The sequence below is a fragment of the Fulvimonas sp. R45 genome (assembly GCF_030504985.1).
In the GTDB taxonomy this organism is placed as follows: Bacteria; Pseudomonadota; Gammaproteobacteria; order Xanthomonadales; family Rhodanobacteraceae; genus Rhodanobacter_A.
Window position 1 is genome coordinate 230,693 of record NZ_JASERU010000005.1, and the last position, 11,411, is coordinate 242,103.

At 70.9% G+C, this 11,411-nt stretch carries 9 protein-coding genes; 5 read left to right on the forward strand and 4 right to left on the reverse strand.

Going from position 1 to position 11,411, the window contains the following annotated elements:
• Positions 1-53: 53 nt before the first annotated feature.
• The 4 genes from QMK61_RS06970 (at position 54) to QMK61_RS06985 (ending at position 4,865) form a co-directional block, all read left to right on the forward strand.
• Positions 54-1,577 carry a DNA-3-methyladenine glycosylase 2 gene (locus QMK61_RS06970; RefSeq protein ID WP_302071417.1) on the forward strand — a complete coding sequence of 508 codons (1,524 nt, stop codon included), beginning with the start codon at positions 54-56 and terminating at the stop codon, positions 1,575-1,577.
• Positions 1,574-2,092, forward strand: a complete 519-nt coding sequence (locus QMK61_RS06975) for a methylated-DNA--[protein]-cysteine S-methyltransferase (RefSeq protein WP_302071418.1) — start codon at positions 1,574-1,576, stop codon at positions 2,090-2,092. Before QMK61_RS06970 ends, QMK61_RS06975 begins: the two co-directional genes overlap by 4 nt.
• A gap of 777 nt (positions 2,093-2,869) precedes the next feature.
• Positions 2,870-3,451, forward strand: coding sequence for a TetR/AcrR family transcriptional regulator (locus QMK61_RS06980; RefSeq protein ID WP_302071419.1), 582 nt, complete (start codon positions 2,870-2,872; stop codon positions 3,449-3,451).
• Positions 3,435-4,865 (forward strand): nitrilase-related carbon-nitrogen hydrolase, encoded by a 1,431-nt coding sequence (locus tag QMK61_RS06985; protein WP_302071421.1) that lies wholly within the window; start codon positions 3,435-3,437, stop codon positions 4,863-4,865. The genes QMK61_RS06980 and QMK61_RS06985 overlap by 17 nt, the downstream gene beginning before the upstream one ends.
• Before the next feature lie 12 nt (positions 4,866-4,877).
• Here QMK61_RS06985 and QMK61_RS06990 read toward each other — a convergent pair whose 3' ends face one another.
• Entirely contained in the window at positions 4,878-5,300 is a 423-nt protein-coding gene (locus QMK61_RS06990; RefSeq protein WP_302071422.1) for a hypothetical protein, read from the reverse strand.
• A gap of 60 nt (positions 5,301-5,360) precedes the next feature.
• On the opposite strand from QMK61_RS06990, the gene QMK61_RS06995 reads away from it, so the two are divergent.
• Positions 5,361-6,641, forward strand: a complete 1,281-nt coding sequence (locus QMK61_RS06995; protein ID WP_302071423.1) for an ectonucleotide pyrophosphatase/phosphodiesterase — start codon at positions 5,361-5,363, stop codon at positions 6,639-6,641.
• Positions 6,642-6,804: 163 nt separating this feature from the next.
• Here QMK61_RS06995 and QMK61_RS07000 read toward each other — a convergent pair whose 3' ends face one another.
• The 3 genes from QMK61_RS07000 to QMK61_RS07010 all read right to left on the reverse strand — a co-directional run bounded on the left by QMK61_RS07000 (position 6,805) and on the right by QMK61_RS07010 (position 11,294).
• Positions 6,805-8,610: a gamma-glutamyltransferase family protein gene (locus QMK61_RS07000; RefSeq protein WP_302071424.1), complete on the reverse strand. Its 1,806-nt coding sequence runs from the start codon at positions 8,608-8,610 to the stop codon at positions 6,805-6,807.
• 79 nt (positions 8,611-8,689) lie between these two features.
• Positions 8,690-9,955 (reverse strand): MFS transporter, encoded by a 1,266-nt coding sequence (locus QMK61_RS07005; RefSeq protein WP_302071425.1) that lies wholly within the window; start codon positions 9,953-9,955, stop codon positions 8,690-8,692.
• Between the two features lie 403 nt (positions 9,956-10,358).
• On the reverse strand, positions 10,359-11,294 hold the full coding sequence (locus QMK61_RS07010) for a hypothetical protein (RefSeq protein WP_302071426.1): 936 nt from the start codon (positions 11,292-11,294) through the stop codon (positions 10,359-10,361).
• Between the last annotated feature and the right edge of the window lie 117 nt (positions 11,295-11,411).

The following is an 11,411-nucleotide window of genomic DNA, read 5'->3' on the forward strand; positions in this document are numbered from 1 at the left end:
TTGATGTCCGAAAACGGCGAGTCGCGCCGCCGTTCCGGTGCTAGCCTGCATGCATGAACGATCCCCATGCCAGCCACCTGCCCGATCCGCGCAGCTGCGAACAGGCGCGGCTCAGCCGCGACGCCCGCTTCGACGGGCTGTTCTTCACCGCCGTCAGCAGCACCGGCATCTATTGCCGACCGGTGTGTCCCGCACCGTCGCCGAAGCGCGAAAACGTGCGCTATTACGCGAGCGCGGCGGCGGCGGAGGCGGCGGGTTTCCGGCCCTGCCTGCGCTGCCGGCCGGAACTGTCGCCGGGCAACGACGTGTGGCAGCGCGGCGACCACGTGGTGGCGCGCGCGCTGAAGCTGATCGAGCACGGCGCGCTGGAGGACGGCTCGCTGGAACAGCTCGCCACGCGCGTCGGCCTGGGTGCGCGGCAGTTGCGCCGGTTGTTCACGGAACGGCTCGGCGCATCGCCGCTCAGCGTGCACACCACGCGCCGCCTGCTGTTCGCGAAGCAGCTGCTGACGGAGACGAACCTGCCGGTGACGGAAGTCGCGCTCGCGTCCGGCTTCCGCAGCCTGCGCCGCTTCAACGCCGCGTTCGCGCAGGCGAACCGCATCGCGCCGCGCGAACTGCGCCGCCAGCCACGCGCGGCGACGACGGACGGTGCGCTGGTGCTGCGGCTGGCGTACCGCCCGCCGTTCGATTTCGCGTCGCTGCTCGGCTTCCTGCGCGGCCGCGCCTTGCCCGGCATCGAGCAGGTGGACGAAACCTCTTACGCACGCATGTTCGGCCCCGCCGACGCGCCGGGCTGGCTGCGCGTTTCCGCCTGGCCGCGCGGCGAGCATGCGCTGAAGCTGGAGCTGCATTGCCCGCAACCGGCGCAGATGCTGGGCGTGGTGGCGCGCGTGCGCCGCCTGTTCGACCTGGACGCGGATCCGCGCGCGATCGCAGACGCGCTGCGCGGCGAGGCCACGCTGCGCCCGCTGCTGCGCAAGCGCCCGGGCCTGCGCCTGCCGGGCAGCTGGGACGGTTTCGAGATCGCGGTGCGCGCGATCCTCGGCCAGCAGGTGAGCGTGGCCGCGGCGCGCACGCTGGCCACGCGCCTCGTGCAGCGCCACGGCGTGGCGCTCGCGACAGCCCCGCTGCCGGGGCTGGACCGGCTGTTCCCCACGCCGGAAACGCTGGCGGATGCGGACCTGCGCGAGCTCGGCGTGACCGGCGCGCGCGCGGAAACGATCCGCGGCATGGCGCGCGCGCTGCTGGACGGCCGCGTGGATTTCCGCGCCGAGCAGTCGCTGGACGACTTCGTGGCGCGCTGGGTCGCGCTGCCCGGCATCGGCGAATGGACCGCGCACTACATGGCGATGCGCGCGCTGAGCCATCCCGACGCGTTCCCCGCCGCCGACCTGATCCTGCGCCGCGCGGCCGCCGCCGACGGCGGAACGCTGCCCACCAGGGCGCTCGCCGCGATGGCCGAGGCCTGGCGGCCGTGGCGCGCCTACGCGGTGATCCACCTGTGGCGCGGCATGGCCGACGCGGCGCCCATGGCGCGCGCCCCACCGAAGCGAACCCGGGGAGCCGCCGCATGACCCACGCCCACGAAGCCGTCTGGTACGACGAGCTGCCCACGCCGATCGGCCGCCTGCGCCTGGTGGCCGACGGACAGGGCCTGCGCGAGGTGTGGTTCGAGACCGGCCGGCATCAGAGGAAGCCGGCGTCGCACTGGATCCGCGACGCGGCGAAACTCGCCTTCGCCCGCATCCAGCTCGGGGAATACTTCGCCGGCACGCGACAGGTGTTCGACCTGCCGTTGCATCCGCTCGGCACGCCGTTCCAGCTCGCCGTGTGGCGGGCGCTGGCCAGGATTCCCTACGGCAGCACGATCAGCTACGCCGAGATGGCCCGCCGCATCGGCCAGCCGCAGGCGGTGCGCGCGGTGGGCGCCGCGAACGGCCGCAACCCGCTACCCATCGTGCTGCCCTGCCACCGCGTGATCGGCAGCGACGGCAGCCTCACCGGTTTCGGCGGCGGCCTGCCGACCAAGCGCTTCCTGCTCGCAATGGAAGACCGCATCGCGCGCGGCGACCTGTTCGCCATGCCCTGAGGGGCCGTCGGCGATCCCCGGGCACCGCATGAGGCGCCCGCCCCCGCGCATCCGCGCCCGTCATCCGGACGAAAGCTCCCGCCGACATCGCTTCGGCTCGTTATCTCCGCGCAGCCTTGCCACGGAGCTGCGCCTCGTCGTTCTGGCACGGGCTGCCTGTCATGGAGCCATGGTCCGTCAACCCGGCGCTGGCCGCGTGCCGTGGAGCCATGGCTCGTCATCCCAGCGCAGACCGCGTGCCGTGGATCTTTGGCCCGTCATCCCGGCGCAGGCCGGGATCCAGTGACGTTGGTGCAAGGTTGTCGCGAAAATCCGTTGCTTCCGCTGCTGGATCCCGGCCTGCGCTCGCTACTATCCGGAATAATTTCAAACACCCGTGGCCGCCTGTGATATGTACCGGCACCTCGCTCTGGCCCGTCATCCCGGCGCAGGCCGGAGGCGCCTTATCAACAGACGAAGGTCTGGTCATCCAGTAACCGTGCGGCCTGAGCGAGCGTGGTCGCTACTGGATGACTCGCTGCGCTCGCCCCTTCGGGGCCGCCCTGCGGGCATTCTGCGCGCTGCGCGCTTGTCCGGCCTGCGCCGGGATGACCAGCCGGGGAGGTGGTCGCTACCAGAAATGAAATCGCCCCTTGCTGCATCTCGTTAAACAGCCTGGACATTCACTCTCCAGCGGCGTCTCCGAATTATCCCGGACAGCAGTGGGCCTGCGCCGGGATGACGCCCCCGACCGATGGCCTATGGCGTCGTGCCGCGCACGATGTATACACTGTATACATGCCACGCCCGACCACCGCCGAGAAGATCCTGCACGCCGCGCACAAGCTGTTCGACCGCGAAGGCGCGGATGCCGTCACCATGCGCCGTGTCGCCGATGCGGTGGGCATCACGCCGATGGCGATCTACCGCCACTTCGCCAACCGCGAGACGCTGCTGAAGCGCATCTCCGACGACAGCTTCCAGTCCGTGGCGGACGCATGGCGGCAGCAACCGGACCGCGGCGGCATCGTCGAACGCCTGCTCGCCACCCAGATGCTCTACCTCGACTACGCGTTGGCCCATCCCCACCTGTTCGACCATGCCTTCTCGATGCGCCGCGACGACGCACGGCGCTACCCCGAGGATTTCAGGGCGCGCCGCTCGCCCACGCTGAACGTGGTGGCCGACACGCTGGCCGAAGGCATGCGCGAGGGCGTGCTTCGCCGTGACGACCCGTGGGACGTGGCGATGACGCTCTGGGCGCACACGCACGGCCTGGTCGCGCTGTACCGCGCCGGCCGCTTCAACTACGACGACACACGATTCCGCGCGTTCTACCGCGCATCGATCGGGAGATTGCTCGATGGCCTCAAGGCTTGATCGACGGCGGCTCGCCGCCGGGCTTGCGGCGACGGCACTGTCCGCACTGTGCTGGTGGTTCGGCAGCGGCCTGCATCCGCTGTGGTGGCTGACCTGGCTGGCGCCGTTGCCGGTGCTGTGGATGGCGCCGCGCACGCGCGCACGCTGGGCGGCGCCGGCGGCCTTTGCGGCCTACGCCATCGGCGGGTTCAACCAGTGGAGCTACCTGCACGGCGACATCGGCCTGCCGATGTCGACGATCGTGCCCGCCATCGGCGGGCCGGCCCTGGTGCTCGCGCTGGCCGTCCTGCTGTACCGACGCCTGCTGGCGCACGGCCGGGTGCTGGCGGCGACGCTGGCGCCGGCGATGCTGTGGGTAGCCGCCGAATACGCCAACAGCCTGCTCTCGCCGCACGGCACGTTCGGCTGCATCGCCTATTACCAGATGGGCGCACCGGTGGCGATCCAGGTCGCCGCCGTCACCGGGCTGTGGGGCATCGGCTTCCTGCTGCTCCTGTTGCCGACTGCGCTGGCGATGCTGGCGACGCCCCGGCAACCCGCCTGGCGTGGCCGGACGCCGGCGCTGGCGCTGGTGGCGCTGCTGGTCGCCGCCAGCCTGGCCTACGGCGTCCTGCGCCTGCGGGCGCCCGCCACCGCCTCGCTGCGCATCGGCCTGGTGTCGCTGGAGAAACCGATCCGCCCCGCGCTGGACGAAGCGGCGGGCCAGGCGCTGGAAGCGCGCTATCTCGCCGCGATCGACCGCCTGGCCGACGCAGGTGCGAAGGTGATAGTGATCCCGGAAACCTCGTTCGCCACGGATGCGACCACCGTGCCGGCCTTCGCGCGGCTGGCGCAGCAGCGCGGGCTGACCATCGATGCCGGCATCGACGCCCGGGCCGACCCGCACACCGAGCGCAACATGGCGATGGTGTTCGAGCCGGGCGCCGTGTCGCCCGCCACCTACAGCAAGCACCACCTCATCCCCGGCTTCGAGCGCCAGTACACGCCGGGGCGCGGCTACCGCATGCTGGACGGTGCGCCACGGATCGGCTTGGCGATCTGCAAGGACATGGACTTCCACGACATCGGCCAAGCCTATGCGGCGCGCGACGCGCAGCTGCTGCTGGTGCCCGCCTGGGATTTCCACACCGACGGCTGGCTGCACAGCCGCATGGCGATCATGCGCGGGGTGGAGAGCGGCTTCGCCATCGCCCGCGTGGCCCGCTCCGGCCGCCTCACCCTGAGCGACGACCGTGGCCGCGTGGTGGCCGAGGCTTCCAGCGAGAAGCACGACGCCGAACGGGTGGGCGACCTGCCGCTGCGCACGACGCATACGCTTTACGCGCGCTGGGGCGACTGGTTCGCCTGGCTGGACCTGGCCGGGCTGCCGGCCCTGCTGGTGCTGGCATGGCGGCCCGCGCGTGCGGACCGCTGAGCCGGCGGAGCGTCAACCGCCCGACGGCTTCCCGTGCCCGGAGCTGCCGCCCGACTTGCGCGCATGCCGCTCCACCGGCTGCGGCGTCACCGCGTTCTGGTAGCTGTCAAGCAGGCTCTGCTGGCGCGACTGGTAGCCGTTGCGGCGCGCCTGGTCGGCCTGCTCGATCTGCTGCGTGGCGTTGGCGTTGTTCGCGTAAGGGCGCTTGATGCTGTCGGAAATCCGCTGGCGCTGCTGCTCGGCGATGCGGTTGTCGCGCAGCTGGTTGCTGATCTGCTGCTGGCTGGTGTTCTGCTGCCACTGCATGCGCTGCTGCGTGGTGTCGTGCTGCACCACGGGCCGCGACTGCGCCGCGGCCAGCCCGGCCCATGCCAGCGCTACGGTCCCCAGCACGAACAGGGCGCCGCGGACATGCCGGTGCAAGGAACTTGTCATGGCCATTATCGAGCCTCTGCGCGATCATGGAAGGATGTTTTCCATCCTGAGACATGCCTCATGAAATTTCCGTTTCGCGTGTTGTGGTGCCTGCTGGCAGCCGTCGGCGCCGGCTGCGCCACCCACCCGGCCGCGCAGCGGCCCGCGGCGCCTTCCGTGGCCACCGCCCCGGCGCGGGCGCGCACGCCGCTGCTGCTGGTCTCCATCGACGCCTACCGCGCCGACTACTACGACCGCGGCCTCAGCCCCACGCTGGCGATGCTGGCGAAGACCGGCGTGCATGCCGATGCGATGCAGCCCTCGTTCCCTTCGCTGACCTTCCCCAACCACTACACCCTCGTCACCGGGCTGCGCCCCGACCACCACGGCATCGTCAACAACACCATGGTCGACCCCGTGCTCGGCAAGTTCTCGCTGGGCAACCGCAAGGCGGTGAGCGATGGCCGCTGGTGGGCCGAGGGCACGCCGATCTGGGAGACCGCCGATGCGCACGGCCTGCGCACCGCCACCATGTTCTGGCCGGGCTCGGAAGCGGACATCCATGGTCACCATCCTGATTACTGGAAGCCTTTCGACGACAGCGTCACGGCCGACCAGCGCGTTGACCAGGTGCTGGCATGGCTCGACCTACCTGCCGCGCAGCGGCCGGCCTTCCTCACCCTGTACTTCGACGCCGTGGACCACGCCGGCCACAAGTACGGCCCGGATTCCCCGCAGGTGGACGACGCGCTGCGCCACGTCGACGCCGCGATGGCCCGGCTGGTGCAGGGCCTGAAGCAGCGCGGCCTGTTCGACCGCATCAACCTCATCGTGCTGGCCGACCACGGCATGGCCGCCACGCCGCTGGCGAACAGCGTGCTGATGGACAAGCTGATCCCGCTGGACGACGTGCGGGTGGTGAGCTTCGGCATCGTGGCCGGCTTCAACCCGAAGCCGGGCCACGACTTCGCCGCGATCGAGCGCCAGCTGGAGCAGCCGCAGCAGCACATGCGCTGCTGGGACAAGACGCGTATCCCCGCCCGCTTCGCCTACGGCCACAACCCACGCGTGCCGCAACTGGTCTGCCTGGCGGACACCGGCTGGCGCATCACCACCACCGATTACCTGGCCAGCCACAAGGGCCACGTCAGCCTGGGCGAGCACGGTTACGACAACGCCGACCCGCGCATGCGGGCGCTGTTCATCGCGCACGGCCCGGCGTTCCGCGCAGGCCTGCGCGTGCCGGAGTTCCCCAACGTGGACGTGTACCCGCTGATGGCGCACCTGCTGGGCATCCCGCCCGCGGCCAACGACGGCGACTATGGCGCGGTGGAAGGCATGCTGAAGCCGACGGCACGCTGAGCCGGCTGATGCACTGAACCCTCTCCCGCTCGCGGGAGAGGGGTTGGGGAGAAGGCACGGCATCGCCGCCACGCCCCGCTCCGCCCGTACCCTCTCCCGCCTGAGGCACCCTCTCCCGCGAGCGGGAGAGGGGTTCACCGGGGCAGCATGAGGCAAGCAGGGCTCAGTAACCGATCACCTCGCCGTCCTTGCGCATCTCGGTGGCGCCCCAGTACACGTGTTGCCGCGCGTCGTAGCGGATCGCTTCGTAGCCGCCAAAGGCGCCATGGCCGGGCTTCACCCACTGCACCTTGTAGCCGCGCTTTTCCAATGCGGCGCCCAGCGCCGGGTCGAAGCCCGACTCCAGTTGCACCGTGCCGATGCCGCGCGACGGTTGGCCGGTGGGCTCGGCGTTGCCGAAGTGCCGCCAGCGCGCGGCGTCGCCGGCTTCCTGCACGTTCATGCCGAAGTCGATCATGTTCACCAGCACCTGCACCTGGCCCTGCGGCTGCATGTCGCCGCCCATCACGCCGAACGCCAGCCATGGCTGGCCGTCGCGGGTGACGAAGGCGGGGATGATGGTGTGGAACGGGCGCTTGCCGGGCGCATAGACGTTGGCGTCGCCGTCGTGCAGCGAGTACAGCGCGCCGCGGTCCTGGAACATGAAGCCCAGTCCGTCGGCGACCAGCCCGGAACCCATGCCGGCGTAGTTGGACTGGATCATCGACACCATCATGCCGTCGCTGTCGGCGGTCTCGAAGTCGGTGGTGTCGCCCTGGTACAGGCGCGGGTCGCCGGGGCCGATGGACGGGTTGGCGTGGTCGAGGTGGATCAGCTTGCGGCGCGCGTCGGCGTACTTCTCCGACAGCAGGCCCTGCATCGGCACGTCGTAGAAGCGCGGGTCGGCGTAGTACCTGGCCAGGTCCTCATAGGCCAGCCGCTTGGCCTCCAGTTCGGCGGTGAGCGTGTCGGCGCTGCCGGCGCCCATCGTCTTCAGGTCGAAGCCCTTCAGCAGGTTCAGCATCTCCAGCGTGGCGAAGCCCTGCCCGTTCGGCGGCAGCTCGTAGACCCGGTAGCCGCGATAGTCCACCGAGGCCGGCGTCACCCATTCGCCGTGGAAGCCGGCGAAGTCGGCGTAGCGCAGGTCGCCGCCGATGCGTTTGAAGTAGGCATCGATGGTGTGCGCGATGCGTCCCTTGTAGAACGCGTCGCGGCCGCCCGCGGCGAGCTCGCCCAGCGTGCGCGCGAGGTCGGGGTTGCGGAACACCTCGCCCTGGCGTGGCGTGTGGCCGTCGACCAGGTAGGTCTTGCGCGCGTTGTCGAGTTCCTCGATCAGGCCGTGCTCGCGCTCGAACGCGGCGAAGTTGCCGCGCCAGTAGCTCGCCACGATCTCGGTCACCGGGAAGCCCTCGCGGGCATAGCGGATCGCCGGGGCGAGGTCCACGGCCATCGGCAGCTTGCCGAATTTCGCGTGCAGCGCGAACCAAGTATCCACCGTGCCCGGCACGGTGACCGGCAGCGAGCCGAACAGCGGGATGGTGCCCTTCGCCGGCAGTCCCGCGCGCGCGTAGGCGGCCTTCACCTCGGCGCGCATCCTGGCCAGGTCGCGGCCCTTCGCCGACGGGCCGGAACCGTTGTAGCCGTAAAGCTTGCGCGTCTTCGGGTCCCACACGATGGCGAAGCAGTCGCCGCCGATGCCGTTGAGCACCGGCTGGGTGAGGCCGAGCACCGCGTTGGCGGCGATCGCCGCGTCCACCGCGCTGCCGCCCTTCTTCAGGATCTCCACCGCCGCCAGCGAAGCCAGCGGCTGCTCGGTGGCGGCCATGCCATGCTGCGCCAGCACCGGCGAGCGCGTGGCCCACGGCAACCCCGCGTAGCGGTCGCCGCGGCCCGGCGCGGCCTGCGGCGGCGAGGCGCCCGCCACTCCCGCGCACAGGCCCAGCAGCAGGCCCGGAAGACAACGGCGCAACGACTCGGCAACGACAGGCATGGCGACTCCCCTACGGACCAAAGCCGTGGTCTAGCACGCCGCGGCCGTCGCCTCCAGTGTCACTCGTCCCTGTGTCCGCTCAGGGCATTGCGCCCTTGCTCATCGGTGTCGGCGGGGTGGCCACGTTCACCAGCGGCTTCAGCCGCACCAGGCCCAGCGAGATGGCGAGGCCGGCCAGCACCAGCAGCCCCACGAACACCGCCACGCCGTGCCAGCCGTGCGCCGCATAGAACAGCCCGCCGCTGGCGCCGGCCACGCTGGAACCCATGTAGTAGCAGAACAGGTACATCGACGAAGCCTGCGCCTTCGCCGCGCCGGCGCGTCGGCCCACCCAGCTGCTGACGATAGAGTGGCCGCCGAAGAAGCCGAAGGTGACTGCCACGATGCCCGACATGATCAGCCACAGCGACGTGGCCAGGGTCAGCAGCACCCCGGCCAGCATCAGCGCGAACGCCGTCCACAGCACCTTGCGCCGGCCCAGCTTGCCGGCGAGGTGGCCCATCCACGCCGAACTGAAGGTGCCGATCAGGTAGATGCCGAAGATCAGCCCCACCACCGCCTGGCTCAGGCCGTACGGCGGCGCCAGCAGGCGGTAGCCGAGGTAGTTGTAGACGGTGACGAAGGCGCCCAGCAGCAGGAAGCCCTCGACGAACAGCCACGGCAGGCCGCGGTCGTGGAACATGCCGCCGAAGCGCGCGGCCAGTGCACGCGCGGAGAGCGGCTGGCGCACGAAGTGCCGCGATGGCGGCAGCGCGCGCCAGAACGCCAGCGCGCACCCGAGGCCGATCAGGCCCACCACGGTGACACCCACGCGCCAGTCGAAGAAGTCGGTGAGCACGCCGGTGACGAGGCGCCCGCCCATGCCGCCCACCGCGCTGCCGCTGATGTAGAGCCCCATGCCGAGGCCGATCGAGTCGACGTGCATCTCCTCGCCGAGGTAGGTCATCGCCACCGCGGGCAGGCCGCTCAGCGTGAGCCCCAGCAGGGTGCGCACCGCGAGCAGCGAGCCCCATGTCGGCATCGCGGCGCTGGCCAGCACCAGCACCGCCGAGGACAGCAGCGAGGCCACCATCACCGGCTTGCGTCCCCAGGCATCGGACAGGCCGCCCGCGAACAGCATCGCGAACGCCAGCACGCCGGTGGTGAGCGACAGCGACATCGCCGCGCCCGCCTCGCTCACGCCATAGTCGCGGCTGAACTCCGGCATCAGCGGCTGCACGCAGTACAGCAGGCCGAAGGTGGCCAGGCCCGCGGCGAACAGCGCGAGGTTGGTGCGGCGGAACGCGGGCGTGCCGTGGCGGATGAAATCATCCGCCGCGGCGGCCGGAACGGGAGGGGCATCCATGGAACGGCTCGGCGATTGCAGAGGCGCCAAGGATAAGCCCGCCTGCGACGGGCTTCGACCAAAGGATGACTGGGCCACGCTTCTGCCGTCATTCCGGCGGGCCCACTGCTGTCCGGAATAGTTGCTGATGGCGATCGAGAACCTGCGCCAAGGATCGGCAAACGGAGTGTGGCGAAGACGGCCCGCCTGCCTTGATGAGAGAGCGAAGAAGGCTCCCTCCCCTGCATGCAGGGAGGGTTGGGGAGGGGTGCTCTTGGTTTGAAAGCCAGAGCGTCACCCCCTCCCAACCTCCCCCTGCACGCAGGGGGAGGAGCTCATCCGGCAGCGGAAACATTCCGGACAGCAGCGGGCCCGCGCCGGAACGACGGGCAGCGAGACGGCTACGCGGAGAAGCGATCCGCCGCTACCCGCGATGCGCATCCAGCCACGGCGCCAGCGACACCGACCACAGGTTGTCCTTGCCGTTGTTCCAGTCGCCGCCGGCGCCGGCGAGCTTCATGCCGCTGGTGAAGTACAGCGTGCGATGGTCCGGGCCGAGGTGGCCGCCCCAGGGCTGGTAGCGGTTCAGCGCGTCGCCGAGGTCGACCGGTTGGCCCCAGCCGGCGCCTTGGCGGAAGGCGATGTACAGGCGTTCGGGCGCGTTGCTGCCGGCCGGGCCGGCGTCGAACACGATGAACGACTCGTCCGGCGCCACTGCGGGGTCGAGCATGTGCATGGCCGGGTCGCCCAGCGCCACCGCCACCGGTGGCAGGTAATGGCCGTCGCGGTACTGCGAGCGGTACAGGCGGAAACCGCCGGCGCGCGGGTCCGGCCGCTGGAAGTACACGCTGCCGTCGGCCACCACGTACGGCGCGTAGGTGCGCGAGCTGGCGTTGACGGTGTCGGGCAGGCGCACCGGCGTGCCCCAGCCGTCGCCCTTGCGGTCCACCCGCCACAGGTGCCCGCCGCCGCCGCGCACCACCTTGCCGTCGGCGCGCACCGCGTCCAGCGGCTTGCCGTCCGGCGTGTCGGGGCGGTTGGAGGTGAACACCAGGAACGAGCCGTCCGGCGCCATCGCCGGATCGTGGTCCAGCCAGTGGCCGGAGAACGGCGCCGGCTTGGGCGCGGACCAGCCGGTGGCCGTGCGGTGCGATTCCATGATGGTGCCGCGCGGCCAGTCCATGCGGTCGAAGTACACGCTGCGGCCGTCCGGAGCGAACGCGGCCGAGTCCTCGTTGGCGGCGCTGGAGATCGTGCCGGGCGCGAACAGCTGCGGCGCCACGGCGGCTTGCGCCGCATACAGCGGCACGGCGATCGAAAGCATGGAGACGGCGAACGGGACCAGCGTGATCGGACGCATGCGTCGCTACCTTTGCGGAGATGGGGCCGCCGTGCGCGGCGGCGCGGCCGGCGGCCGCATCAGCGGTATAGCATCCTCGCCGACGCGCGTCGGCGCCACGGTGACGACCGCGCCGCC

Coding starts and splice junctions, on each gene's coding strand:
- QMK61_RS06970 (WP_302071417.1), top strand. CDS start 54: ATGAACGATCCCCATGCCAGCCACCTGCCCGATCCGCGCAGCTGCGAA.
- QMK61_RS06975 (WP_302071418.1), top strand. CDS start 1,574: ATGACCCACGCCCACGAAGCCGTCTGGTACGACGAGCTGCCCACGCCG.
- QMK61_RS06980 (WP_302071419.1), top strand. CDS start 2,870: ATGCCACGCCCGACCACCGCCGAGAAGATCCTGCACGCCGCGCACAAG.
- QMK61_RS06985 (WP_302071421.1), top strand. CDS start 3,435: ATGGCCTCAAGGCTTGATCGACGGCGGCTCGCCGCCGGGCTTGCGGCG.
- QMK61_RS06990 (WP_302071422.1), bottom strand. CDS start 5,300: ATGACAAGTTCCTTGCACCGGCATGTCCGCGGCGCCCTGTTCGTGCTG.
- QMK61_RS06995 (WP_302071423.1), top strand. CDS start 5,361: ATGAAATTTCCGTTTCGCGTGTTGTGGTGCCTGCTGGCAGCCGTCGGC.
- QMK61_RS07000 (WP_302071424.1), bottom strand. CDS start 8,610: ATGCCTGTCGTTGCCGAGTCGTTGCGCCGTTGTCTTCCGGGCCTGCTG.
- QMK61_RS07005 (WP_302071425.1), bottom strand. CDS start 9,955: ATGGATGCCCCTCCCGTTCCGGCCGCCGCGGCGGATGATTTCATCCGC.
- QMK61_RS07010 (WP_302071426.1), bottom strand. CDS start 11,294: ATGCGTCCGATCACGCTGGTCCCGTTCGCCGTCTCCATGCTTTCGATC.